Source organism: Aureimonas jatrophae (assembly GCF_900104035.1).
Classification (GTDB): Bacteria; Pseudomonadota; Alphaproteobacteria; order Rhizobiales; family Rhizobiaceae; genus Aureimonas; species Aureimonas jatrophae.
Genome location: NZ_FNIT01000012.1, coordinates 83,959 through 107,528, shown reverse-complemented (window position 1 = coordinate 107,528; position 23,570 = coordinate 83,959). Strand labels below are relative to the sequence as shown.

Below are 23,570 nucleotides of genomic sequence, written 5' to 3'. Positions count from 1 at the left end.
GGCGTCGGGCCGTAGACGGCCGCGTTGTTTACAAGAATGTCGAGCGAGCCGTAGGCGGCTATCGCCCGTGCGAACAGGCGCTTTACATCCTCGCCATTCGCAACGCTGGCCCGCACGGCGATCGCCTCGCCGCCACCGGCCGTGATCTCGGCCACGACGTCGTCGGCACCTTGGCGGCTGGAAGCGTAGTTCACGACCACGCGGGCGCCCCGCGCTGCCAGCTCTTTGGCGATTGCAGCACCGATCCCCTTGGAGGCGCCGGTCACGACGGCGGTCTTGCCTTCGAGGTTCTTCATGACGTTCCCCCTCATAGCTGCGTCATGCCGCCGTCGACGACGAGATCCGTTCCCGTCGAGAAGCTGCTTTCGTCGGAGGCCAGGAACAGCGCCGCGGCAGCGAGTTCCTCCGGGCGACCGATGCGGCCGAGCGGGACATGCGAGGCCGCCTGCCTGCGGAACTCGGCGGCCGCTTCCAATGATCCGACCTGCCCCTCGATGATGGGCGTGTCGACAGGGCCGGGGCTCAGCGTGTTCACCCGTATGCCCCGTGCCACGAGTTCGGCCGCGGCGGTACGCACGAGCGACCGGACCGCTGCCTTTGTGGCGTTGTAGACGCTGTGGCCGGCCATGCCCTTGGCGGAAAGGCAGGACGACACGAGAATGATCGAGCCGCCATCCCGCATGAGCGGCAGCGCCTTCTGCAACGTGAAGTACGTGCCCTTCACGTTGATATCGAACATGCGGTCGAAGTGCTCTTCCGAGGCGGTCTCGATCGGGCTGGATGCGATCACCCCGGCGTTGGCGACCAGGACGTCGAGCCGTCCCTCCGCCTGCCGGACCGTCTCGAACAAGCGGTCGAGGCTATTAAGGTCCGCGACGTCGCCCTGAACGACCTTCGCCTTCTCGCCGAGCTGCGTGCCCGCCGCCTCGAGTTCGGCCTGTCGGCGTCCGGTGATGTAGACGGTTGCCCCTTCCGCGATGAACCGTTCGGCGATCGCGAGGCCGATGCCACTGGAGCCTCCCGTCACGATGGCGATCTTGCGGTCGAGCTTGCCCATAGGCTTTCCCCGTCTGTTTGTCCCAGTGCCGAGCGCCGTGCGATACTGCACCTCGGACACTCGCTGGCGCGGTGTGGCGGAAACCGGATCGAAGTAGAACTGGCGCAAAACGCACCTGTCTCGTGAGAAAACGCACCATGGATCATTGGGACGAGCTTCGCATGTTCCTGGCCGTCGCCGAGGGCGGCACCGTGCGGGCGGCCGCCGATGCGCTCGACGTCAACCACGCCACCATCATCCGCGGCATCGGCCGTCTGGAGGACCGGCTCGAGACCAAGCTCTTCGACAAGCCGTCGACCGGATACAGGCTGACGGATGCGGGTGCCGATGTCGTCGATCTGGCCCGGCAGATGTCGACGGCGTCGTCGCAGTTGGAGGCCCGGATCTTCGGGCGGGACCAGAGCGTGTCCGGCCCTCTGCGACTGACGCTGCCGATCTCGTTTGCGACCGACTTGCTGATGCCGACGCTGGCTGCGTTCCGCGCAGCCTATCCCGAGATCGCGCTGGAGATCATCGGCTCAGGTGCAGTCGCAAACCTCGGCAACCGGGAGGCGGACGTCGCCCTGCGCGTCGTCGTTGGCGGCAAGTCTCCGCCCGACAACCTCTACGGCACGCGGCTCGGCGCCTTCCATACAGGCTACTACGTCCATCGCAGCCTGTTGGCGGACGGTAAACCCGCATCGGCAGCCGCGTGGCTGCTCGGAGCCGATGAGACCGTGCCCACGACTTGGCAACCGGGAGGAGAGCTCCGGATGTCATCGACGCCGATCCGTTTTGCCGAGATGCGTTCGCAGTTCGAAGCGGCTCGTGCGGGCATGGGGATCACGCATCTGCCGTGCTTCCTCGGCGATGCCGATCCGGATCTTGTCCGCGTCCCGGCAGGTCCGATCACCCACGTAGGCGACATTTGGCTTCTGACCCATGCCGACACGCGGCAGACGAAGCGGGTGCGTCTTCTGTGCGATCATATCCGCAGCGCGATGCGCGGCCTTGCCGGACGGCTGGCAGGACAGGGTCAGGGCGGGGGTGGCGCTGTCGGGGTCGGCTGAAGGGTCCCGAGGGTCGGGTGTTGCGCTGAACGTCGCTTGTCGAGCAGCACAGGAGCGATCTGGAGTGGTGGGGCAGGGCGCACGCGGACGGTCGAGTTTGGGGGTTCGTTCGGTCCATCCTCGACCTAGTTCGTCAGGGGCAGACACGAACAGGGTCGCTGGGCATGCCGCAAACGCCATCCGTCATCGTCTTCGACGTCAACGAGACGCTGCTCGACATTGCTGTACTGGAGCCGCTGTTCGCACGGCTCTTCTCCGACGCCTCGGTCGTGCGGCAGTGGTTCGCCGAACTCATCCTCCAGTCGGAGGCGCTGACGCTCTCCGGATTGTACGTCCGCTTCGACGAACTGGCGGCAGGAGTCCTGCGGATGGTCGGTGACGTGCGGGGGGTCTGTCTCGCAGAGAGCGACGTCGAGGAGTTGGGCACTCGTCTTCGCACCATGCCGGCGCATCCGGACGCCGCACCCGCACTGGCCATGCTCAAGCAGACTGGGTTCCGGTTGGTCACGCTGACGAATTCGCCTCCGTCCGCGGCCCCGAGCCCGCTCGAGCGGGCGGGCCTCGCCTCGTTCTTCGACCGGAGCTACAGCATCGATCAGGTCCGCCGCTTCAAGCCGGCGCCCGAGACCTACCGGATGGTGGCGGAGGGCGAAGGCGTGTCGCCCGCCGATCTCTGCCTCGTCGCCTGCCATGTCTGGGACACCGTCGGCGCTCAAGCGGCCGGGTGCTTTGCAGGATTGGTCGAACGCCCCGGGAACGCGGTGCTGCGTGCCGAAGGTGTTCCGTTCCCGGATGTCGTTACCGCGGACCTCCAGACCCTTGCGACCGAGATCGTTCGCCGATGGGGGGCGGTCCGCCTTGGATAGATAGCCGATAGGCTGTTCGTTCGATCGGCGCGCTTGGGTGGCAACCAGCCTGTCCGCTTCGGGTCCCTGCACAATCGGAAGCCGACACGCTCGTTCGACAGTCATCCGAGCCAGTATGGTATGATCTTGCGCGTGTTCGACGGGGAGGCAGCGCAGGGTGTTCATCGTAGACGTTGTTGTCGAACTGATCGGCTACCAGACCGCAAGGATGCTCCTTCCCGTTCTAAGCGCGGGATGGATCAGAGCCGCCGACTTGACGTCGGATCAGCCGGGCGGTTGGGCTGGCTGCTACCGGGACGCGGAACGCCGTCTTGTATTCACACCAGATATGGCGGGTTGGATCGGCATTCTCATGTGGCTGCTGACCTTGGTCCTTGTCATCGTTGCGACGGGCCGGTGAATCTAATCGAGCGGTTGACCATGACGTTCGCTTCTCGGTGTCCTGAAAGCAGAACAGGATGATCCGAAAGGGTCGGCAGTGGCCGGTTACGATCTGCCGTCCCGATCCGGTTCAAGGGCCTCGCGCCACATCGCCAGCTTCATGATTGGGAACCGCTCGATCGAGTTCCGACGGAACCACGGGTCGCGCAGAAGAACTGTGTTTCCGACCGAGAAGACGGTGATCATGAAAGCTCCCCAGCCGATCGCGATGGACGTCAAACCGATCATTCCGATCGCAGAGTACAAAGTCTCGTTACCGTCGGCATAGTTCGTCGCAAAACCAAAGGCCAACCCGATCAGCGTGACTCCAACGAACACGCAGACGGAGTAGAGCATCGCTCGCAGAACGTAGCGTCTCGGGATCATTCAAGCCGCTCCGACGTGCTCGCGCCTGCGCAATGGTATAGCGTACATCACATTTTATAGTCACCGAGCTGGGGCGGGCCGTCGTCGGTGGGTGGTTAGCGGTCCGTCTGGTTTATGGTGTGCCAGGCGAAAAGCAGAACACGCTTCTGGCTTCCGAACCCCATCCCAAGCTACACGCCCCCATGGACACAGAAATCCTTCTCTCGATTAGCTTGCTGTTCCTCTATGCCACCGCACCCATAGGTGCGGTGTACGTTGGAAAGCGCCGCAATGGTCTTCGCTGGTGGTGGCCGCTTATCCCCCTCATTTCTTACGTAATCACACCTATTTGGTTGGCGATTTGGGGTTTGTTCTTAATTGATGTTGGCTACTCGACTGCCGATCGGGCGATCGGAGATAGGGTGATCGCTGGTTCATACGGTGTGTATTTACAGGTTGCTATATTCATCCTGGTGACTCCAGCGCTACTGACACTGGCAAGTCTTGATTGGGAAAAAACCAAGCACTGATAGACGCGACTCCAATGATCATGGTCTTTATACGAATGTCATATTTTCGATCTGATAAATGAAGTAATAATCGACCGAGATGGGTCGAAACCGGAAGGACCGTTCCCGGGCGTTCCTTCCACGGTAGGCGCGGCTATGATTGTACGGAGCCGCTCATCGTCGCCACACGCTTAGCGGAAGGACCCGGTTGATCGGCATGTCGCGCAGCGCCTGCGCCATTTTCGACACCTCCGAGACATGACGCAACGCGAGTTGGCGGCATTGATCAGCGTCAAGTACCAGTAGGTTCAGGAGTACGAGCACAGGCGTGACCGCATCAGCAGTGTGAAGCTCTATCGCGCGTCCGTTGCGTTAGAAGTCCCTCGCGATGCGTCTTCGAAGACTTTGATGATCGCGCGCGGCCGCCACCAACTGTTCATCGAGATTAGAGCCCGTCCGATGCCTTGGCACGAGCGTGCTGACCGAGCTCGGTCTCACTTTGGCTGCGGTGGCGCCGCCCACATCCCGGCGTCATCCACGAACGCCTTGCCGGTCTTCTTGTTGTAGAGGCACAGCTTGCCCATCGTCGATCCCTTCGTGCGATCGGATACCAGCATGGCGACCATGCCGACACGGTCGTCGAAGCCTACGATGACCGACGGGCGGGCGTTGCGAATGCCGCTGGCTGCGAGGCAGGCCTTCGTCACCTTCGCATCAAACGCTCGCCACGCCTCGTCGCTCGATGCGCGAGCCGGCTGTATTGACGAGATCGCTGCAAGAACAATAGCGGAGGTGACGGCGACGCGCATCTGCAAACTCCGTTCGGTCGGACAACCGCTGTGTAGTGAGCTGGCAGTGAACGGGATCTGAACCGAGAGAACTCGTTGGGCGTCCCGGCAGCCGCCGAGTGCTAGGATCGATCAGAGCCGGTACTGCCACGCACCCTTGCGATTGCGTCGTCTCATGACGCGTCGCATCCAGATGGTCTGACTGGACCATTCGCCGATCGGGGCGGTCAACGTAATGGGCCGCCATGCAAACCACGGTAGCCATGGATCCAGTTGCGTGGGGGTGCGATCATGGCTGCTGCGCATCTGTCGCCCGTATGCTGTTGCTGCATTGCAGCGTAACACTCGTTTGGCGTCATATCCAACACGCGAGAGTTGTTGCAGTTCGACACGTTTCAGTCACAGCTACCGACGATCATCGGGCCGTATGTGGTCAGGCACGAGTCCTCCTATGCAGAAGCCCTTCGCAGGTATCGTTCTGGGCATCCTGATCTCGGCGACCCTGTGGTTGGTCGCCATCAACGGCCTCTTGGCTGGACCCAGGATTGAAGCCCACCTTCGCTACTGGCACCACGAGATGATGGCGCCGACGGATGCCTAAGCCCGACCGGGAGCATCACCAAACCCGGCCGGGCTCTGCCGAAGGCCATGTGGGGCGTGCCGTCGGACGAGCTGAACGTCACAAGCGACGAAGTCAGCGACAAGCTGCGGCTTTGTCTCATGCGGCTGACGACGGCATCGCATGCAGCGAGCTCGCCTTCCCTTTATCGATGTCGATGGTATGGGCTGGTCGAGCCGTATCCCTTGCCGGAAGCATCGCATGCAGTTCCTGCCGATCCTGAACAACCAGCATGGCCTTTGTCGCTTCATCGGTCACGACTGGCAGGAGATCACGTCTCGCGAGACGAGCGTCGTTGGCCCCGTGTGGATTTGCGATCGGTGCCGTTTGCCGGTGGCAAAGGGATACGGAGTGGACGAGAAGCCACCCCGCTTCGAACGGGCGATCTTCTAGCGCGCTAGTCCGCCCCCTGGAGAACGGGATCCTCAGCGCCACCCTTGCTCGCGATCGCCGGCATTCCAACTCCGTTCCGGAATGTCCGTGACGGGGAAGGCCAATGCGACTTGCCGGGCGATGCGCAGCCGTCGCGCTCTTCATGCTGTGTGGCGCAACCGCTGCGTCTGCAGCCTCCTCGAACTGCCCGGACAGCTTCCTCGGCGGTGAGGCGCCGGACTTCTCGCGTCTGGCCCAAGCCGCCCCAGCACGCGAGCTGTGCTTCCTTGAGTTCGCCGTTCTGCACTCCGGAGCCACCCGCACACCGCTCTGGGCCGGCGAGCACCTAACGGCCGCGCAGGTCGAGGCCGCCGAAGCCATGAAGCGCACCGACCGCTTCCACGCCGAGAAGGTGTTGCCGCACAGCGAGCGGTCCGAACTCTCCGACTACCGCAAGTCCGGCTTCGACCGCGGACATATGGCGCCATCAGGCAATATGCCGGACGCAGCGTCCCAGGCCGACAGCTTCAGCCTCGCCAACATGATCCCGCAGAACCATCGCCTGAACACCGGCGTCTGGAGCCAGATCGAAGAAACGGTGCGCGACGTAGCCACCCTCGACGGTGAGGCGTGGGTCGTGACGGGGCCGCTGTTCATCGGCGGCGACATTCAGGCGATCGGCGCCAACAACGTGTTGGTGCCGACCACCGTCTGGAAGGCTGTCTACGACCCGGCCCGACAAGGTGCGGCCGTCTACGTTGCCGACAACGACAACAGCCCCAACTGCCGCATCCTGAGTGTCGACGCCTTCAGGACCATGAGCGGCATCGATCCGTTTCCGGCCCTGCCGGCTGGCACGGGGCGTCTGGCGCTCACCCAGCCCAAGGCCTGCCAGCAGGTGAAGCGATGACCAAACGCAAGACGGACGGGGCAGGCGAAGGCGGATCGTCGGCCAACTTCAAGCCCTTTGCGGACGACGAGGCGGCGGTCACGATCGGTGGGATGACGATCGAGAACGGAACGGATCACGTGTCGATCAGCGGCTCGCTCGACATCGCGGCCGACAAGGCGGGACTAGAACAGGCCAAGGCGTTGAAGGAAGCGGTCGATGCGATCGTGTCGGCGCTGACAGCCAAGGGTGATCTGCCGGAGAAGGCCGAGGCCGAAGAGGTCAAGCCAACCAAGAAGGCGCGCAATCCGTTCGGCTGACATCACCAGCTCAGCAACCAGCGTGCCGCCCTTGCGAATGTCCAAACGAGCCCGGCACCAACGGCGACCATGAATGCGACCGCGATCCAGTCGACCGGTTCTTGAACAGATTTCGGCACGCGCACAGCGTAAGAGCCGTCCGCTTCCTGCTCGCCTTCGAGGTCGGCTGGTGCCGTCGTGCGAGCCGAGATGCGAGACTGTTTCATTCAGGATGCTCGTCGCGTCGGGACAGATCCAACGGGGACGGGCGATCCACCTCTTCGGCACCGCGCAGATGCGGATACGCGAGAAGGTAGATGCCGATCCCGGCCAACAGCGCGCCCGGTGCCTGCAATCCGATGAGCGCGACGATGGTCATGATCGGGACCGCCAGGAACGCCACGATCACCGCTTTCAAAATGCTCCCGTTCGCCGACCCAAAGCAGACCATCGCGATCATGCCCGCCCAGACGTACCAACCTTGGAAGATGCAAGCGCCGCAGAGGATCAGTGCCGCGAGCGCAGATGCCAGCCATCTCCGCTTCATCGCATGGCTCGCCGCCAGCCTGCGGCTTGCGCCTCGGCTTCCGTGCAGAACCATCGCTCGCCGCGTGACGTGTCGATCCGGGTGTCAGGGTAATGCTCGTCGCCCGGCATGTGGTAGAGCACGCCGTTCTTGGACAGGTTGCCCTTGATGGAGCACTGTTGATGCTCGGGAACCGTCACGATCGAGGACGGGGCCTCGACTGGCGGTGTCAGAGTAAGCACCGTGGCAGAAGACCGGAGCGTTGGAAAGATCAGACCGCCGATCACGGTCCCGCAAAACGAGATCACGACAACAGCGGCAACCGCGACGGCGAAGGGCCAGCGAGATTTCGATCGCGCCAGCACACCCTCGTGCCGCCTTTGACGCTCGGCCCGAAGGCTTTCGACGTTGTCTCTCCAACCATCGCCCTGAGGCGGTCTTCGTCCGAAGCGTCGAGTCGTGGAGTTGTGCATACCACCAGCATGACGGGTGTTCGTTGACACCGCGTTGCTGAAGTAGGGCGCATTCTCACGCCATGCGCAGACGCCTCCGCTCGTAGCCAGCCGAGACGTTCGCGTCGCGTTCTTCGTCCATAGCGCGCTGCGCTCGAATGAGGGAAGCGATCGTCTCGTGGACATTGCCGCCGCAGGCCTGGATAGCTTCCGCTACTGCCACGTCGATCTCGTCGACTGCGGTCTGCCGCTCCGGTGTCGCCATCAACATTCCCCTACTGATTCGCCCCAGCAGATGATGACTCCGGCAAGGCTTGCTGGGAAGCTTTTGTTCCTATTTCGTTCTCCAACGTAGGAATCACTTCCCGGCAGGAGAACCCATGCTTGAGCTGACCGAACTCAGAAAGAAGGGCGGCATCGATCCGCAGGCGATCGCGATCGAAGCGCTCGGTCTCGGTGCCTCTGACAAGAAGCCAATCGAACGGATCCCAGGATCCACCAGGCATCGAGGCTGATGCCGTTTCCGTATCAGCTGCCAATCCTCACTTCCCGAAGGGTGGGGTTGGCGGACCTTCCGGGACCGTAGTCAGGAGGGTGCAACCAGGGAGTTTAAATCCATTGTCTATGGCGTGGATCGAAGGGTACGGGGTTCTAGGCCTTGAAGCGCTCGCGAGCGGTGAGACGTTCGACGTGCGCTTCGAAGTCCCTTCCGTAGATCTCGCTCGTCAGAAAGAATGCCTCGTCATCGTAGGCCTTCTCGTCGATTTCGCGCCACCAGCACTTCGGCCTGCCGTTCGTGCCGTCGCACCAACGGTAGCCGCGGGCCTTCAGGACGTCCTTCGTATGGAAGGGCGATCCGATCGCATGGATCCGCAGCCGCGTCTGCCTGGCGGACCGTAGGAGCTGAGGGAAGGGGGCGGGGACGTCTTCCTTCCGCGACACGCTTGCCAGGACCTCAAGAAGCGCATGGCAGTCGTCGACCGCCCGGTGCCCGTTGTGGAACCAGCCGGACTGACCGACGAGATAGCCGAGCTTGGTTCCCTCGTAGCCCAGCGCCGTCCAGTCGACCTCCGATACCGAGCACGCCCAGGGCTTCACGTCGAAGCCAGGCGCGAGCTTCTCGCAGAAGGGTCGGTCGAAGCGAGCGTTGTGGGCAATCACCAGATCTACCGGCTCGATGAAGCGAGCGACCTCCGCTGTATCGATCCGCCGCCCACGAACCAATTCGTCGGTGATGCCGGTAATGCGCGTGATCTCGGCAGCGATAGGCCGGGCTGGCTCGCGTAGGGCCGAGAACACCCCGACGACGTCCCGGATGCCCGTATCGTCGTAGGTGAAGGCAACCATGCCTAGTTCGATGACCTCGTTGGTCGCATGGTCGAGACCGGTGGTCTCGGTGTCGAGGACGACGCCGATGCGAACCCCATCGACACGGGTGTCGACCAGGGGGCGGACGGGGCGGGGAAGCAACTGGCGCAGGATGCGGTAACGGCCCGTCCCCTCCAGATGCCGCAGCATGTCGTCTTCGTCCAGAACCTGTCGCGGGACGGTCGAGGCAGGAACGTCGGGAAGGTGCCGGATCGATGTCGTGAAGCGCTGGGTCGGAGCTACGGAGCAACTGTCGTCCCGAGCGAAGAGGTCTGCCTGAAGGTCCGGGAATGCCATCGAACGTTGGCTCATCGATAAACGTCCTCGACGATGCCGCCTTGAATGGGCGGCATGGGGTTGGGTCGTGGTTCCGACGTGACGCCGGACGCCATGGCGGGCAGATCGGCTAGAATGACGCCGAGTGCTTGACGTCCCGTATGCGCCGAACTCGGGCCGAGGCGGCATCCCGACGGCGACCCTCGCGATGGCTGGACGCGATCGGCATGCTCGCGATCGAGCGGACGCACCGCTCCGAATTCGTCGGGGCGTCGACTCCTCGAAGGGCGAGTGGAGGAACGGTGCCAGCCGGAGCGTCTCCGTGTCGCCATGCGCGATCGACGCGTTCTCCCCACCGCTGTCGCTCGTCCCGGGATGCGACCTACATCACGCAAGGGGCCATCGTGTAATCCGAGACGTGCGGCGATGAGATGCCGGTCCCGACCGGTTGCGCGTCGACGCCGCGATACGCACCGGGATGGTCGGAGACCGAGTTCGTCGCCGGCGTTCCGATCAGGGGATGGGTTGTCGTCATGACCGGAGGCGTAAACAGGTCTCTTCGTCTCCGGGTCGCCCAGAGGCGTCTCGAGGAAGTTGCCGACAGTCTGGATATCGAAGCGATCAACATCGCCCTCGTGATGCGCCAGAACGGTTTTAACGACGAGAGTATCGCGAAGGTCTGCGGTTTCGTGCCGGACGTCGACGTGAGCGACGAGACGCTGGCCGCCTGGCGTGCCCGGCTCGCCGAGGCGGTGTCGGTGCGGGACGCCGTTCTGGCGGAGATCGAAGACGATGACGCATCGCCTCCATGAGGGCCGGTGGCGAACGCCTCTCCCGACACCGTCGAGCCTTCGGCGGGAGTTTCGCTTCCGCGCTCCGAACGGGCCGGACCCAATGCGGAACGCCGACATCGATCGGCGTCGGCTCCCGGCCTCGATCGCGGTCGCGTCGGTAATCGACGCATGTCGCGAACCGCAGACGGGTTCGGTCATCTGCGCTCGCCGAGGCGCCAGAGCCGACTGTACGTCCGGACCCACCGGAGGTTCGGATCCAGGCCGTGGATCCTGGACGTGACGGCGGTCGGCCCGCGGATCAAGGGATGTCCCGAGATGCGTCCCGACAGGCGAAGGGCCGACGGGTCCTCCACGAACGCCCAGTCGTCAATGCTTGGTGCGTCGGTCAGTTCGGCGACGCTCGGCGGCGTGCCACCGGCATAGCGAGCCAGATCGGCGACGAGGCGCGTGAGACGCAGGACGTCCTCGCCCTCGGAACCGACGGGCAGGCCGGGAACGAGATACCCGGGAGGGGCGGTCATGGTTGCGTTCCCCCGATGGCGCGTTCGGATCGGTCAAGCGGTTCGTGACGACCTCCGGCCGTGGGAGCCCCGTCTCGTTGCATGGCGCTTACCGCTTCGACGATGCGGTGCATGCGAACCGAGCCGCCCAGCGGATGGAGGCGTTCGAGGACCCATGCGGTCTCGAACGCCGCCGATCCTTCCGGAAGCCTGACGCTCCACGTCTTATCGGCCGGGTTCCAGCGCCAGCCACGACTCTTCAGACCGTCCCTGAGGGAAAAGGTCGGTCCCGTCGCGACCAGTTCCACGATCTGGTTCCGGGCGGCGTCGAGCAGCATTCCCAACGGGGAACGGAGGGTGGATGGCCAGGCCGTGGACGACAGGATCGAGAACAGTGCCGCGCAGGCGTCGGCTGGGGAGCGCATGGGACCGAAGAGCCGTAGCCGGAGTAGGAGGTTCTCGATACCGTCGCCGGTGTCGTAGTGGGACCACGGAACGTCCCGGCGCGAAGACGTCCAGGCGAGACCGGCCAGGGCGGGATGCCCATGGACGAAGGACGGCTTCGCCCCTTCCGCGTCGTGCGACACCACGAGGTCGATCCGGTCCCCGAACGCGTCCAGGGCACCACCGTCCAGCGGACGGTGACCGGTCGTGGTGCCGCCGTCGTCGCACGCGTCGAACGGAAGGCTGCCCTGGGGGTCGTCGGCGAAAGTCGCGACGACGTCGGTCAGGCGGAGGCCGTCGTGGGTCGCCAGCAGGGCCGCTCCACCGTCGCGGCAGCCGCGCCGGGGCGACGAGGCGTCCCCCTGTACGATCAGTACGAGCCTGCCGGCCGCGGTCGGAACGGGATGGGCGCGTTCGACGCGGCGTAGGACCCGGTAGAGACCGGACGCCTCCGCCCTCCGCAGCGTTCCTTCCAGCCGCTCGGCGGATCGGGGGCGTCCGTGCACGGGAGCGAAGCGGCCGGAGTTGGGCTCCCGGCCCGGACGTCTGCTGCGGGACCGATCGGTGGCACCGCTACCGACGGTCGGCACGACGGCATCCGTGCCGGTGTCGGCGGACTTCGAGGGGAGGGCGCTCATCGCGGACCCTCCGGATCCATGCAGCCGTTCGCTTGCGGCGACGAGCGGTCCGGAAGACGGACGAGCGTTCCGGGTCCGATCGGACCGGACCTCCAGTCGATCGCGACCGAGCCCTGCGCCGCGAGCGCGAGTACGCAGCCGATGGGATCCGCGGCCCTGAACGCGGAGCAGACTTCCCGCATGGTCGCCTGTCCGATCTCCTCCAGCAGTCCGACGAGGCGGATCCGGTCGGCGAGCGGCACCGGGACGTCCGCATAGCACATGATCGCCCGGACGTTCCGAAGACCGGTGTCGTCGAGCGGATCCGATCGGGCGACGTCGACGTATCCGAGGGACGGGTCGAGGGGGGCGAACTCCTCAAGCCCCTCCGCATCGACGACGCTCCTGCTCCCGTCCTGGCGCACCACCAGGAAGTCGGGGCGGATCTTCACGAACCGATCGTGTCCGATCCGGCCGCGGACGTCTCCCGGCAGACACGTCCACGAGGCGACGGTCGGATCGAGATCGAGCGACAGCGCGACGTCCCGTGCGGCCTCCGAGCGGAACGTCGGGTATCCGACGCAGCGATGGCGATAGGACGACCCGACGCGTCGCTCGTGCAGGGAGGCGGTACGACGCTGCGGGCGCCGCCGTTCGCACGTGGGCGATCGTGACGGAAACCGGGAAACGAACTCGGCCATGGGCTCCTCCTGTCTAGGTGACGGGAGAACTGCGCTCGCAGTGTAAGGTTGCATCATGCATACTTTTATAGGCCTGCGGATTTTCTGATGGTTAACGTAGTGTCTCGTTCATCCCGTTGCTAACTCCGCACTATGCACCTCTGCGGCGGTCTAATCCTCAGGATCCCATTCTCGTTCGAGCATCGATTTTGGGTTGGCAATTGGAAGCGAGGCACGATCGGCCTGCGGAACAAATATGCTACATGACTATTATTGAGCCGTATCCTATCGAAGAGGCGGGCTCATGGCGACGGTGGAAGAAGACTACGAGGCGCTGACCGCGCTGAAGCGGACCAGCGCGTCCGCACAGGCTGGCGAGTTCTTTCCCAGGGCGGAGGATGTCGTCTCGGGTTGCGCCGTCTACTCCGGCGAGACGTACGGCGACGTATCGAAATGGCGCGAGGTTCTCCTGGGTCGCGTCGACGTCGACGGCGCGAACGGGGCCGTCGCGGCGTTGCTGGAGCGCTACCTCCTCACCCGGGATCCCGTCGATCTCCGCGGTCTCCATCTGCGGGTCATGGAGGCGATGCCCGCCGGCCTCGACGAGATCCTGCGGGCCGCCGTTCACGCGTCGGCGGCCGGCGACCGTTCGAAGGAGGTCTGGACGTTCCTGGAGTCGGCCTGCAGCAGCGGCTTCGCCTGGTTCTGGTTCAATGCCTGGAGGGACCCCTATCTCGTCCGGGCCGGACCGCGGTCGATGACGGCCGACGCCCAGCTGGACCGGGTCTACCGTGGAGCTTCGTCCTCCTTCCGCCAGACCGCGGACCGTGCCGTCAAGCATGCGGCCTTGCTGCTTGGTGTCGAAGAGCGCCTCTGGGCGATCGAGAAGCACGAGTTCGGGAACTTCCTCGCGGCCATCGGCTGGAAGCCGGAAGCCGGCTCCGCGGACGTCGCCGCCGAAGAGACCGCGGTTGCGGCGGCCGAAGGCGCCGTAACCGTCGTGGCCAAGCCGAATGGAAAGATGAGCCCGGAAGAGAAGCGGGCATGGAATACGATGGAGGGCATCGCGAGCATCCCGCTCGTGCCGCGCCGTTTCCGGGATCCGGGCGTCGTGGAGCGCCTTTACCGGGAATGGCCGCACGCGGCGGACGTCGTCGCCGCCCTGCTTTCCGACCTCGTTCTCGATGCGCCGGTCCGGTTTCGCCCGACCCTGCTCGTAGGGAAGCCGGGTACCGGAAAGACCGCGCTCCTGCAGGCCGTCGTCGCCGCGCTGGACGTGCCGTCCGTGGTCTACCCGTGCAGCGGCTCCTCCGACAACTCCTTCGGGGGAACGGCCTCGCGTTGGACGTCGGCGTGCGCGTCGACGCCCCTGGAACTCGTCCGGCAGTCGCAGGTCCCGAACGGCGTCGTGATCCTCGACGAACTTGAGAAGGGGCCCCGCGACACCCGATACGGATCGGTCGCCGACACGCTCCTGCCGCTGCTGGAGAGGCACACGGCGAGGGTGTTCTACGAGATAGGCCTCAACACGACCTCGGATCTCTCGCACGTGTCGTACCTGGCGACGGCAAACAGCCGGGACCTGCCGGCGCCGATCCTGGACAGGTTCAGGATCCTGGAGATGCCGATACCCAAAGTCGAGCACCTGCCGGCGCTATGCCGCAACGTCGTGTCCGCGATCGCGGCGGAGCGAGGTCTGGCCGGACTCCTTCCGCCTCTCGCGCCGGACGAACTGGAGGTCGTCGCGAGGACGTGGCGGGCGGGATCGCTCCGTCGCCTACGGCGTGCGGTCGAGACGGCGATCGACGTTCGCGAGCGCCTGGCGGTGCGGCAATGAACGTCGTCGTCGAGGAGGACGTGCTCGACCGTCTTGAGGCGATCGAACGCGACGAGGGCATTCCGGTCGAGCGACAGATCCGCCAGGCGGTCGCGGTGTGGTCGCACCTGGAAGGGTCCGACGAACGCCGGATCGCCGGACTGGCCGTCATGCGCATCGTCGTCGCCCGGGAGATGCGGCGGTGATCCGGGACGGACTGCGCCTGCTCGTCGTCTCGGACCTGCATCAGGGCGAAGGGGGCGTGCCCTACGATCCCGCCGCGATCCGCACCCCGTTCGACGTCGTGGTCGTCGCCGGCGACTGCGCCGGTCGGCTCACGTCGTCGCTGCGCTGGCTCGGCGATCGCTTCGCCGGTACGAGCGTCGTGTACGTTCCGGGGAACCACGACTACTATCGGGACGGCAGGCGCGACGGCTTCACGATGGAGGACGAGCTCGATGCCGGTCGCGAACTCGCCGACCGCCTCGGGATCCATCTCCTGTCGGACGGCGAGGCGCGTGCCGGCGGTGTCCGTTTCCTCGGCGCGACGCTGTGGACGGATCTGCGAAGCGGTTTCCATACGGACCGCTCGCATGCGGTCGGCGAGGCGCGACGTGGCATGAACGACTACCGTCTCATCCACCGGCGCTCGTCGACCCGTCGGTCGCGTCGCCTGTCGCCGATCGATACGCTCGCCTACCACGGACGCTCAAGGGAGTTCCTGTCCCACGCGCTCGCCTCCGATCGCGACGTGGCGACGGTGGTCGTCACGCACCATGCGCCGAGCATGCGCTCGCTACCGGATCCCACGGCGGCCCTGAACCAGTGCTACGCGTCGGACATGGACTCGCTGGTCGGCGACTGGCAGCCGGACCTCTGGATCCACGGACACGTCCACGTCCGGGCGGACTACCGGATCGGCACGACCCGTGTGGTCTGCAACCCGTCAGGGTATCGGGGGGAGACGAGCGGCTTCGATCCGGGCATGATCCTGCAGGCCGGACGGGCAGGCTCCGATCCCGATCGGTACTGACGGACCGGCAGCATCCGGGCCTCGACCGCGCGGCCGGCGCGGAGCGATCGCCTCCGCCATGCTGGCAAAGTTGCATGAAGCATATGGCCATGGTCTAAGACCTCCTGGTTGTCCAGGAGGTTCCGCGTACCATGACCGACCACCCCCATACCCTTCTCTTCGACGGACCGCTCTGCCGTGCGGCGAGGACCCTGCTCGGACTTTCGCAGCTGGAGCTCTGCGGGGCTGCAGACTGCAGCCGGAAGCTCCTGAACGACTTCGAGAACTCGCTCATCCGGCCCAAGGATACGAAGCTGGAGGCCATCAAGGCGGGGCTCGAGCGTGAAGGGGCCGTCTTCGTGCGCATCGACGACATGCTCGCCGTGGGAGTCCGTCCGGGACGTTCTTCCCGTCGTTCGGCACGCGGTCGAAGCTTCGCGACGGGGCCGGGCGAGCCTGACGGGACGTCGGTCACGGATGGTGAACCATGATGACGGATCGTCCCGCAAGCCCGTTGTGTTGGAGTCAAAAAAATGCTTGAAGCATAATACTAGATATCGAGGAACGCCATGCTCCAGATCGCCGACGTCGTTCAGGTTTCCGCCCAGCGCTCGCGCCCGTGGTCGCGTCGACCGCTACCGCTGGCTCCCGCGGTGCGTCCGACCGCGCCAACCGCGTGCGGGCGACCCAGGACGTGGAACGATCCGCGATGCGGAGGGATGCTCGCGGTCCATGACGGACCCGTGGCGGAACTCGTGGCATACCTGCTGGACGCGGACGTCGTGGAGACGTTGCGTGCCTACGGCGGCGGGTACGCGGTCGGTGCCTGTCGGAGCGTCTCGGACGGCCTCGACGTCCAGCTCGTGGCGACGACCCGTTCGGGCCGTCTGATCTATCTCGCGGTCGTCGACGGTCCGGCGGAGATGGCCCTCGCGGCACGCGCCGTCGCCAGACGGCAGTGCCGGGCGAAGGGGGGCGTGCTGCAGGTCTGGACCCGACGTCGGATCCGGATGGCCTTACGGGGAGGGGAGGCGCGCAGGCGGTGACGCGCCGGCTTCCGCGATACGACGTGCCTTCGCGGACGTGCGCGCCGGCCCACGCGAGGTCCGACAGGGCACGGGCGAGGTCGCTTCCCCGACCGGTAGCGGGCGCTTACCATCCGTAAACCGAGTTCGGGATCGGGCTGCGCAGGGTCTGGTTCGGGCAAGGGACTTCGCATAGGGTCCGCTCGGGCCGTACGCGCGGCCCGGGGCGTGGAAACCCCTATTGAGTTGGTGCGGACGCCTGACCAGAACGGCGCCCATATCCTTGGCCTTTTTGGGTCGGGGAGCCTGCGACGCATGTCCAGGTTCACCGAACTAAAGGTCGTAGGGACCGTACTCAATCGGTTTTCCAACTCCCCGATCACTGGGGTCGAGGCAGCGCATCGCGGGGGCGTACCGCGAAGGCTACCTCCGGCGGGTTGGACATGCCTCACGTTCTCCATGCAGCTGCCGCCATACTCTTCCTCGGCGCGCCGACCGGCACGGCGATGGCTTCCGACGGTCTGCTCCGTTGCGGCAAGTGCGTCGGTACGACGACCGCGGAGGCGAGCGGGATCGGTACCTCCGCCGCTCGCGTCCGGTCGATCGTGACCCCGGACGACGTCGCCGAGTACTGCAGCCTGCAGAACGTATCGCCCGTACGGGTGCCGGCCTGCATCGAGAATACGGGTCGAGACGAGCTCGGGTCGGAACTCTCCGCCTCGGCGGACTGTCCCGGCGGCCGGATGCGTGGCATCGACGGGAATCTCTACCGCTACGTCGGAACGTGGGGTGGCGACGACGTCAGCCAGGTCGCGGCCGGCCAGCCGAAGTTCGCGAGAGCCGACGGCAGCGTCGTCGCGACGGACCATGCGAGCGGCGGTCGCGATCTCGCGACGAACTGGGGTCTCCTGTGCGGGACGGTCGTGCCGGTCTCGTCCCGGAGCGCGTCCAGGGACACCGGGCATGCCGTCGTGACGGGGGAGCCGTACGATCACAACGGCAGCAGGATGACGATCGACGTCCATGACGGCCTGATCGTCTATGCCGAGCCCAAGGCGGGCATCCGTCGTACCGTCCCGCCGCAGACGGTCCTCTTCCGCGGCGACCTGTCGGACCCGAACGACGTGCACGGGACGGCCCATGTCTTCAGGCATGGCTGTCCACCCGCGCCCTACGAGGTCGTCGGACGTTTCGAGGCCGGCTACCAGAGCACGCTCGTCCTGACGGGTCGCGCGCCCGTCCGCGCCGCATCGGGCTGCGCGGTCGTAGGGTTGTCCGCCTCGTCCGCCAACGCCCTTCTGCGGTTCGAGTACCTGTTCCCCCCGGAGCTGTAGGCTCCCAACCCGAGTTCGACATGAGAAACTCCCTGCAAGGTGCCGCCGTCCTGGCGGCGCTGCTGACGTCGGCTGCCCACGGTGCCGAGTTTCCTCCGTCGCCCGCGCCGCGTACGGCCGAGGAAGCGTTCGCCGGTCGCGTTCCGACGGTCGCGGGTCTTCCGCTGGGATCCGCCTACGCGTCCGTCGAGGCGACGTTCGAGGCCGCCGGCGACGCGTTCCAGCTGAAGCGCGGGAACCGCGAGCTGCGGCTCGGAAACGACAGAGACGGAAGCGTCGAGTACGGGTTCCCGGAGACGCTGCAGCTGGCCGGCAAAGCCGGCGTGGGAGGCGACATCCGCGAGGACCGGACGGCGACGTTCTCCTCGCCCCTGACCGGATCCCAGATGCTGACGCTCGTGCGCGACATCGCACCGGCGGGCACGACGGAGCTATCCGTACCCGACTTCGAGAAGGCCATCGTCGCGGCCCTGGGCGAACCGACCGGACGCTACACGGAGACCACGCCGAAGTGGTCCTACGTGTGGATCGACGGAAGACTCGTGGCGGGCACGGAAGTTCCGCAGCTCGTGGCGACGGTCGGTGCGACGATGGAGGCGGTCGGGATCGGGGACGGGGATCTGACCCTCCTGGAGGGGCGGATCGACCGTTGCGCCGGTCTCATGAAGCCGCTCGGCAACGATCCGCTGATCGACATAAGCAACGAGGTCGCGTCGGGACGCGACGTTCCCGACGACTGTACCGCCATGGCGACCGTGACGTTCTATCCGGGGAGCCAGCTCGATCTCTCGCGCCGGATCGAGGTTCGCCTCTTCTACGCGCAGGCGATCGTCGAGGACGCGAAGGCGGTCGGCACCTTCGTGCGCGACGCTCTCAGGTCCGGTGCCGGCCGCAAGAGCGGCGTCGCGATCGACAAGTTCTGATGTCCCCTCCTGACCGAACCCGGATACCCGTCGTGCGCAACGCCTTCTTCCTGCCTGCAGCCATGGTCGCGCCCCTTCTCCTGACCGGTTGTTCCGGAGAACCGTCGCAGTCGGAGATATCGACGTCCGTATCGACGTTCATGACCGAGCTGGGTCGCATCGTCGCGACACAGGCGCCTAGGCCGCTGGCCGTCGACGACGTCGAGAAGCACGGTTGCACGCTGGAGCGGGGAATGACCTACGTCTGCGACGTCACGCTGACCGTCTCGGGAGGGTACATGCCACAGCCGCAGACACGGACCGCGCCCATGCGGTTCACCAGGATGGCAGAGGGCTGGGTCGCCAGCGAGTAGCGGAGCGAGACGATCCGGTCGCCGGGTGGTCGACGTCGGTCCCGTCGTCGGCTCGCCGACGGACGGGATCCGTCATCTGTCGGTGGCGCGAGACACGACGTCGACCGGGCTCAGCCGGTGGAGGTCCGATACGACTTGGGTGCCAGCATGTAGAGCTCGTCCCCTTCCTCGGGCCGCCAGACGGTGAACGCGGTGTCCGCCCGGTCATCGGACCGGAAGCGCAACTCGGTCGGAACGCCGCGTGGAACGTGCATCCGACCATCGGCAAGCCGTTCCCTGAACCAACTTTCCAATGCGGGAGGGACTGGAATCATCGCGAGATCCCGCAACGGCACCATCTCGTCGTCGAAGGGATACGAGCCATTGGCCAGCTGCACGTCGTCGAACCTGGATCCACTCATCTTCAGACCTCCTGAGCTGACCCGTCAGGATATGGGAATTCGCATTCCGGCACCATGGACGTGCACCGGCGAGACTTCGTCCCGAGTGCAGGACGACGGACGACTTCGGACGATGCCCTGACCCCGTTCCAGGTCATGGGCATGCGACGCGTCGACGGGCCGGACCACCTACCGAGGCGAAGCCCTCGTTTCCGAAGGTTGCGACCGTCGTCCCGTCCTCGGCAACGATGCGGTCGGTGGAACCTCCCGTGCACGGACGGACGGACGAGCTCGTTACGGATCCGTGCCTCGAACCGGGTCGCAGGAAAGCGATGCCTCGGATCAAGCCTTGGATACACCGGCGTGCTTCCTGACCGCACGACGCTCGTTCGAACGCCATCGGGATTTCCCGGCGATGTAGACAATCGGAGCGGAGTGAACGACGTTGGGACGTTCAACGCTTCGAGCCCGCAGATGTTCTCCTCGCTAGGAAGGCTGTCCGCCGTACTGATCTCAATCGTGCCGATGGGCGGTTGCTCCGCTATCGTACTGACGCAACCCGCCGACCGTGTCCTGATCCGGACTGCCGGCGAACCGTTGCGTTCGCGGGACGGGTCGAACATGCTGGTCGCGCAGGCGTATGCCGACGACTATCTCGACTACGCCATTCTCGCCTCGCAGACCTATCTCGGCCCTCCCGAGAGACCCAACCCGGAGAACGAACGAGCGCTCCCCGAACGCGACCGCCGCCCGGAGTGCGAGACCGGCACCTCCGATACGGTCTGCGCCGACGACCATCGTCTGGCGGACTATGCCAACGAGAGGCTCGACCGTTGGAAGCTCGTCTATCCTGAAGAAGGAGAGGAAGAGATCGAGTGCCGGCGCAGTCCCATCAGCTGCGCCCAGGGACTGAGGAAAGTATACGCCCAGATATGGGTGCGGAAGGGAAGGATCTGCGAGGAGGCGGTCATCGCGTTCCGGGGCACGCAGGGCGGCAATCCCGGCGACTGGTTCTCGAACCTGCGATGGTTCACCCGCTTCTACCCGACGTTCGATCTCTACAAGCAGGTTCAGGACGCGACCTCCAGGTATTTCCAGATCGTACGGGAGCGGTCCGGTTGCTGGCGGAAGGGAGTCACGAGGATCGTAGCGGTCGGACATTCGCTCGGCGGCGGTCTAGCCCAGCAGGCCGCATATCGTGGCGGCGTCGAGGCGAACGGCGCGGCCGGGCCGGACGGACGATTCGATCGCGTCGTCGTGTTCGACACGAGCTTCGTCACCGGAGCGCTGGACGTCAACCGCCGCGACAGGGCACGGAACTCCGAGGGACTGAGGATCGAGAAGGTCTACGAGGACGGGGAGATCCTGGCCTACCCGCAGTTCGTGCTTCGCCAGCTGATCCCTCCGAGCGGTTGCGATCCGCAGATCGTGACGGTCCGGTTCAATGTCGCGCGGGGCCTGCCGACGTCGCAGCATTCGCTGGAGCCCCTCAAGACGGCGCTTCTGGAATGGTCGCTGCGGCAGAGGTCGCGTTTCGCCGCCAAGGACGAGGCGCATCCGCTTCCGCCGCCCGACGCCTGCCGCCGACGTTCCATCGGCTGAAACCGCGTGCCGGCGCTTTCCCGTCGCCGGACGGGGGGCTGCGGCTCGGTTTAAGAGACAGCACGTCTCCTGCGCGGCCGCACGCGAACGCTGCATGTCGACGGACCAGGGACCTCATCGAGGGTGCATCCGCGGTCGCAGGACGTACCGCTCGATCGCGATCCTCGTCAAAGCGTTCGTCCGCCTTCCGAAAGGATGACGAAGCTGCGTCCTACGTTCTCCCGCAGGCGCATCGTAGCGAGACCACGGCCAGCTCTGGTCCCCTTCGCTCCTGATACCTCGTACGAGTACTCGAAGCGGACCGTCAGGGCGTCCCGATCGGGCGTGACGGTCAGTGTCGTCTCGTCCATGACGAACGTCCGTTTCGGCCAGCGCTCGAAGTACTGCAGCTTCTCCTTCACGACGTCCGCCGCGGAACGGTTCGACTTGCCGAAATAGTCTACCCGCTCCCCGTACAGGACACGTAGCTCCGACCCTGCGTGCTTGCCCGGTCTGAAGAGGGTGGCATTCACGAACGTCGCGACCCGTTGCTCCACGCTCGGGGCCTCCGGCGACGATCGGTCGTCCGAGGTAGGAGAATCGACTTCTACGTTCGGAACGACTGACGCGTCCTCGACGGAGACGTATCTCCGGCCGTCGAACCGGTAGTCGTACGCGTCGGCGCAACCCGTTCCGGAGCATCGCCGTATCGTTCCGTCGATGGCGACGGTGGCCGACCACCCGGCGTCCGTGTCGAGAAGGGTATCGAATAGGTCGTCGTTGCCGTCCGTCCGGCCAAGGTTCCCGCGACGGCTTCCGGCGAGATCGTCGAAGCCCCTGAAACGGAGAACGCAGAGTCGCCCGAAGCCGGCGGTCCGCTCGCCTTCGTAGGTCACGAACACCTCCGGCCGCCGATCTCCGTCCACGTCCCGGAGCCCAAACTCGATCGCGTCGATCGGCGCCGGTAGACCGCAGCTGCCGACGGTTCTCCTGACGCCTTCCTTCTCAAGGACGACCTGGACCGACGAGACCTCGTTGTAGACGGTAAGCGTCTCCTCCCGCCCGTCGCGGTCGAGATCGTAGTGGACGCTCATGGACGGAGCGTTGCCTCCGACCGAACGGTACCTCTTCCGCTCGTCCTCGGACAGGTTGTCGGGCGTTCCCTGGTTCCAGCCGGCCTGCGCGACGAAGTCGCCACGCAGCTTCGAAAACCCGGCCGTACCTTTCCGGACGAGATCCCGATCGGCGCGGGACAACGTCGATTCCCGATCGAAGAGGTCGTACTCGACCCGCGCCTTGACGTTGCCGCCGAGCGCGACGTCGCCCGTCCAGTCGCTGACCACCTGGGGAACCTGTCGACCCCCGGTCACGGTCCGCACGTAGGCGCTCGCGTGGCGGATCACCTCGGCCATGTCGCGACGATCGCCCGACAGCGCTTCCAGCAGGCCTTCCATCAGGAACGAATTCGATCCGGTCCCGTCGTAGGAAACCTCACGCGGCTGGGCGGCGAAGAACGTCAGCATCTGCGCACCGCCCGGGCCCGAGGCGGCAGCCAGCGGCGCGAGACCGCGCCCGGTCGCGAGAGCCACCGCGGGACGAGCCCCACCCTCGTCCTCGGATGCCGAGGCGCCGGCACCCGTCACCAGCCGAACCGTCGTGTCCATGGGGAGCGGGTTGTCGCGGCAGGCGTCCACGAGCAGGGCGACCCGCACGGCTCCCGATTCCCGGAGCCGGTCCGCCAGATCGCTCAGCGAAAGGCCGAGATCCTGGATCTCCGTCAGCGCTTCCGGGTCCGTGTCGCGAGCGAGCAGGTAGTTCTGGTCGAACAGCTGCACGCCGTGGCCCGCGTAGTAGAAGACGGCGAGATCGGCACCTTTCGCGGCATCGACGAACCTGTCTGCCGCACGGCGCATCGCGAACGTGTCAGCATCGAACGCTTCCACCACGTCGAATCCCGCATCGCGCAGCCGATCGGAGAGCGCGGCCGCATCGCGCTTCGGATTCACGAGAGGCGAAACGTTCTCGTAGGCCGCGTTGCCGATGACGAGAGCGACCTGGCGACCGGCCGCCTGCGCGGCTTCCCATGGAAGCGTCACGAGGATCAGCGATACCAGAAATGCGAGTGCGTAGCCGATCGACCGCGACGGGTCGCGCCATCCGGATAGGGAAGTGCGGCATTCCGGGGACGGAGCGGTCCATCGTGGAGACGGTGCCTCCATCGTGGAGCCGGCCGGCACTCCGCGGAACCTTCGGAC

Annotated in this window: 33 protein-coding genes; 19 read left to right on the top strand and 14 right to left on the bottom strand. The window is 65.6% G+C overall.

All coding sequences use genetic code 11. From position 1 onward, the window contains the following. A partial coding sequence (locus BLQ76_RS19080) for an SDR family NAD(P)-dependent oxidoreductase (protein WP_139184070.1) occupies positions 1 to 296 on the bottom strand: 296 nt, incomplete at its 3' end. An 11-nt stretch (positions 297 to 307) separates the two neighbouring features. Continuing rightward, positions 308 to 1,057 carry an SDR family NAD(P)-dependent oxidoreductase gene (locus BLQ76_RS19075; protein ID WP_090676610.1) on the bottom strand — a complete coding sequence of 250 codons (750 nt, stop codon included), beginning with the start codon at positions 1,055 to 1,057 and terminating at the stop codon, positions 308 to 310. 137 nt (positions 1,058 to 1,194) lie between these two features. Here BLQ76_RS19075 and BLQ76_RS19070 point away from each other — a divergent pair, with 137 nt between their 5' ends. The 3 genes from BLQ76_RS19070 to BLQ76_RS22270 all read left to right on the top strand — a co-directional run bounded on the left by BLQ76_RS19070 (position 1,195) and on the right by BLQ76_RS22270 (position 3,372). Continuing rightward, the gene (locus BLQ76_RS19070; protein ID WP_090676609.1) at positions 1,195 to 2,106 is read left to right on the top strand and encodes a LysR family transcriptional regulator; all 912 of its coding nucleotides are present in this window, start codon (positions 1,195 to 1,197) and stop codon (positions 2,104 to 2,106) included. 164 nt (positions 2,107 to 2,270) lie between these two features. Continuing rightward, positions 2,271 to 2,972 carry a haloacid dehalogenase type II gene (locus tag BLQ76_RS19065; protein ID WP_090676607.1) on the top strand — a complete coding sequence of 234 codons (702 nt, stop codon included), beginning with the start codon at positions 2,271 to 2,273 and terminating at the stop codon, positions 2,970 to 2,972. A gap of 157 nt (positions 2,973 to 3,129) precedes the next feature. Next, positions 3,130 to 3,372 (top strand): hypothetical protein, encoded by a 243-nt coding sequence (locus tag BLQ76_RS22270; protein WP_090676604.1) that lies wholly within the window; start codon positions 3,130 to 3,132, stop codon positions 3,370 to 3,372. Between the two features lie 86 nt (positions 3,373 to 3,458). On the opposite strand, the gene BLQ76_RS19055 is transcribed toward BLQ76_RS22270, so the two are convergent. After that, the gene (locus tag BLQ76_RS19055) at positions 3,459 to 3,779 is read right to left on the bottom strand and encodes a hypothetical protein (protein ID WP_090676602.1); all 321 of its coding nucleotides are present in this window, start codon (positions 3,777 to 3,779) and stop codon (positions 3,459 to 3,461) included. Positions 3,780 to 3,961: 182 nt separating this feature from the next. Between BLQ76_RS19055 and BLQ76_RS21840 the strand changes: the two genes are divergently transcribed. Beyond that, complete coding sequence (locus BLQ76_RS21840) at positions 3,962 to 4,288, top strand: hypothetical protein (protein ID WP_139184069.1); 327 nt, start codon at positions 3,962 to 3,964, stop codon at positions 4,286 to 4,288. Positions 4,289 to 4,761: 473 nt separating this feature from the next. On the opposite strand, the gene BLQ76_RS19050 is transcribed toward BLQ76_RS21840, so the two are convergent. After that, positions 4,762 to 5,076, bottom strand: coding sequence for a hypothetical protein (locus tag BLQ76_RS19050; protein ID WP_090676600.1), 315 nt, complete (start codon positions 5,074 to 5,076; stop codon positions 4,762 to 4,764). Positions 5,077 to 5,506: 430 nt separating this feature from the next. On the opposite strand from BLQ76_RS19050, the gene BLQ76_RS22265 reads away from it, so the two are divergent. From BLQ76_RS22265 to BLQ76_RS19035, 4 genes are all read left to right on the top strand, one after another. After that, positions 5,507 to 5,656: a hypothetical protein gene (locus tag BLQ76_RS22265; protein WP_170842675.1), complete on the top strand. Its 150-nt coding sequence runs from the start codon at positions 5,507 to 5,509 to the stop codon at positions 5,654 to 5,656. Positions 5,657 to 5,875: 219 nt separating this feature from the next. After that, positions 5,876 to 6,067 (top strand): hypothetical protein, encoded by a 192-nt coding sequence (locus tag BLQ76_RS19045; RefSeq protein WP_090676598.1) that lies wholly within the window; start codon positions 5,876 to 5,878, stop codon positions 6,065 to 6,067. A 103-nt stretch (positions 6,068 to 6,170) separates the two neighbouring features. Then, a complete protein-coding gene (locus tag BLQ76_RS19040) occupies positions 6,171 to 6,956 on the top strand; it encodes a DNA/RNA non-specific endonuclease (RefSeq protein ID WP_090676595.1) in 786 nt (261 codons plus the stop codon). Beyond that, positions 6,953 to 7,255 carry a hypothetical protein gene (locus BLQ76_RS19035; RefSeq protein ID WP_090676593.1) on the top strand — a complete coding sequence of 101 codons (303 nt, stop codon included), beginning with the start codon at positions 6,953 to 6,955 and terminating at the stop codon, positions 7,253 to 7,255. Before BLQ76_RS19040 ends, BLQ76_RS19035 begins: the two co-directional genes overlap by 4 nt. Positions 7,256 to 7,257: 2 nt before the next feature. On the opposite strand, the gene BLQ76_RS19030 is transcribed toward BLQ76_RS19035, so the two are convergent. The 4 genes from BLQ76_RS19030 to BLQ76_RS19015 all read right to left on the bottom strand — a co-directional run bounded on the left by BLQ76_RS19030 (position 7,258) and on the right by BLQ76_RS19015 (position 8,477). Continuing rightward, complete coding sequence (locus BLQ76_RS19030; RefSeq protein WP_090676590.1) at positions 7,258 to 7,461, bottom strand: hypothetical protein; 204 nt, start codon at positions 7,459 to 7,461, stop codon at positions 7,258 to 7,260. Next, positions 7,458 to 7,694 (bottom strand): hypothetical protein, encoded by a 237-nt coding sequence (locus tag BLQ76_RS19025; protein ID WP_210184194.1) that lies wholly within the window; start codon positions 7,692 to 7,694, stop codon positions 7,458 to 7,460. The genes BLQ76_RS19030 and BLQ76_RS19025 overlap by 4 nt, the downstream gene beginning before the upstream one ends. Positions 7,695 to 7,777: 83 nt before the next feature. Then, a complete protein-coding gene (locus BLQ76_RS21835) occupies positions 7,778 to 8,002 on the bottom strand; it encodes a sunset domain-containing protein (RefSeq protein ID WP_139184068.1) in 225 nt (74 codons plus the stop codon). Positions 8,003 to 8,288: 286 nt separating this feature from the next. Continuing rightward, the gene (locus BLQ76_RS19015) at positions 8,289 to 8,477 is read right to left on the bottom strand and encodes a hypothetical protein (RefSeq protein ID WP_139184067.1); all 189 of its coding nucleotides are present in this window, start codon (positions 8,475 to 8,477) and stop codon (positions 8,289 to 8,291) included. 115 nt (positions 8,478 to 8,592) lie between these two features. On the opposite strand from BLQ76_RS19015, the gene BLQ76_RS22705 reads away from it, so the two are divergent. Then, positions 8,593 to 8,727 carry a hypothetical protein gene (locus tag BLQ76_RS22705; RefSeq protein WP_280140082.1) on the top strand — a complete coding sequence of 45 codons (135 nt, stop codon included), beginning with the start codon at positions 8,593 to 8,595 and terminating at the stop codon, positions 8,725 to 8,727. A gap of 136 nt (positions 8,728 to 8,863) precedes the next feature. Here the strand turns inward: BLQ76_RS22705 and BLQ76_RS19010 are convergent, their stop codons facing one another. Further along, positions 8,864 to 9,892 (bottom strand): 3'-5' exonuclease, encoded by a 1,029-nt coding sequence (locus tag BLQ76_RS19010; protein ID WP_244519728.1) that lies wholly within the window; start codon positions 9,890 to 9,892, stop codon positions 8,864 to 8,866. 497 nt (positions 9,893 to 10,389) lie between these two features. Between BLQ76_RS19010 and BLQ76_RS19005 the strand changes: the two genes are divergently transcribed. Then, on the top strand, positions 10,390 to 10,668 hold the full coding sequence (locus BLQ76_RS19005) for a hypothetical protein (RefSeq protein ID WP_090676583.1): 279 nt from the start codon (positions 10,390 to 10,392) through the stop codon (positions 10,666 to 10,668). A gap of 176 nt (positions 10,669 to 10,844) precedes the next feature. Here BLQ76_RS19005 and BLQ76_RS19000 read toward each other — a convergent pair whose 3' ends face one another. Genes BLQ76_RS19000 through BLQ76_RS18990 form a run of 3 tightly spaced genes read right to left on the bottom strand, consistent with a single transcriptional unit; the run spans position 10,845 to position 12,912 of the window. Then, the gene (locus tag BLQ76_RS19000) at positions 10,845 to 11,171 is read right to left on the bottom strand and encodes a DUF6634 family protein (RefSeq protein ID WP_090676581.1); all 327 of its coding nucleotides are present in this window, start codon (positions 11,169 to 11,171) and stop codon (positions 10,845 to 10,847) included. Next, entirely contained in the window at positions 11,168 to 12,232 is a 1,065-nt protein-coding gene (locus BLQ76_RS18995) for a hypothetical protein (protein ID WP_090676580.1), read from the bottom strand. Before BLQ76_RS18995 ends, BLQ76_RS19000 begins: the two co-directional genes overlap by 4 nt. Further along, the gene (locus tag BLQ76_RS18990) at positions 12,229 to 12,912 is read right to left on the bottom strand and encodes a hypothetical protein (protein WP_090676578.1); all 684 of its coding nucleotides are present in this window, start codon (positions 12,910 to 12,912) and stop codon (positions 12,229 to 12,231) included. The genes BLQ76_RS18995 and BLQ76_RS18990 overlap by 4 nt, the downstream gene beginning before the upstream one ends. 283 nt (positions 12,913 to 13,195) lie before the next feature. Between BLQ76_RS18990 and BLQ76_RS18985 the strand changes: the two genes are divergently transcribed. The 8 genes from BLQ76_RS18985 to BLQ76_RS18950 all read left to right on the top strand — a co-directional run bounded on the left by BLQ76_RS18985 (position 13,196) and on the right by BLQ76_RS18950 (position 19,354). Next, positions 13,196 to 14,728 (top strand): AAA family ATPase, encoded by a 1,533-nt coding sequence (locus BLQ76_RS18985; protein ID WP_090676577.1) that lies wholly within the window; start codon positions 13,196 to 13,198, stop codon positions 14,726 to 14,728. After that, the gene (locus tag BLQ76_RS18980; protein WP_090676575.1) at positions 14,725 to 14,913 is read left to right on the top strand and encodes a hypothetical protein; all 189 of its coding nucleotides are present in this window, start codon (positions 14,725 to 14,727) and stop codon (positions 14,911 to 14,913) included. The genes BLQ76_RS18985 and BLQ76_RS18980 overlap by 4 nt, the downstream gene beginning before the upstream one ends. After that, positions 14,910 to 15,740 (top strand): metallophosphoesterase, encoded by an 831-nt coding sequence (locus tag BLQ76_RS18975; RefSeq protein WP_244519727.1) that lies wholly within the window; start codon positions 14,910 to 14,912, stop codon positions 15,738 to 15,740. Before BLQ76_RS18980 ends, BLQ76_RS18975 begins: the two co-directional genes overlap by 4 nt. Positions 15,741 to 15,871: 131 nt before the next feature. Then, a complete protein-coding gene (locus tag BLQ76_RS18970) occupies positions 15,872 to 16,210 on the top strand; it encodes a helix-turn-helix domain-containing protein (RefSeq protein WP_090676574.1) in 339 nt (112 codons plus the stop codon). Positions 16,211 to 16,438: 228 nt separating this feature from the next. Further along, positions 16,439 to 16,765: a hypothetical protein gene (locus tag BLQ76_RS18965; RefSeq protein WP_090676572.1), complete on the top strand. Its 327-nt coding sequence runs from the start codon at positions 16,439 to 16,441 to the stop codon at positions 16,763 to 16,765. Positions 16,766 to 17,187: 422 nt separating this feature from the next. Continuing rightward, a complete protein-coding gene (locus tag BLQ76_RS18960; RefSeq protein ID WP_090676571.1) occupies positions 17,188 to 18,078 on the top strand; it encodes a hypothetical protein in 891 nt (296 codons plus the stop codon). 20 nt (positions 18,079 to 18,098) lie between these two features. Beyond that, positions 18,099 to 19,001, top strand: a complete 903-nt coding sequence (locus BLQ76_RS18955) for a hypothetical protein (protein WP_090676570.1) — start codon at positions 18,099 to 18,101, stop codon at positions 18,999 to 19,001. A 32-nt stretch (positions 19,002 to 19,033) separates the two neighbouring features. Next, entirely contained in the window at positions 19,034 to 19,354 is a 321-nt protein-coding gene (locus BLQ76_RS18950; protein WP_090676568.1) for a hypothetical protein, read from the top strand. 110 nt (positions 19,355 to 19,464) lie between these two features. Here the strand turns inward: BLQ76_RS18950 and BLQ76_RS18945 are convergent, their stop codons facing one another. After that, positions 19,465 to 19,755, bottom strand: coding sequence for a hypothetical protein (locus BLQ76_RS18945; protein WP_090676566.1), 291 nt, complete (start codon positions 19,753 to 19,755; stop codon positions 19,465 to 19,467). A 600-nt stretch (positions 19,756 to 20,355) separates the two neighbouring features. Here BLQ76_RS18945 and BLQ76_RS18940 point away from each other — a divergent pair. Continuing rightward, positions 20,356 to 21,336 carry a Tle-like phospholipase domain-containing protein gene (locus tag BLQ76_RS18940; RefSeq protein WP_139184066.1) on the top strand — a complete coding sequence of 327 codons (981 nt, stop codon included), beginning with the start codon at positions 20,356 to 20,358 and terminating at the stop codon, positions 21,334 to 21,336. Positions 21,337 to 21,503: 167 nt separating this feature from the next. Here BLQ76_RS18940 and BLQ76_RS18935 read toward each other — a convergent pair whose 3' ends face one another. Beyond that, positions 21,504 to 23,411, bottom strand: coding sequence for a caspase family protein (locus tag BLQ76_RS18935; RefSeq protein WP_170842673.1), 1,908 nt, complete (start codon positions 23,409 to 23,411; stop codon positions 21,504 to 21,506). Between the last annotated feature and the right edge of the window lie 159 nt (positions 23,412 to 23,570).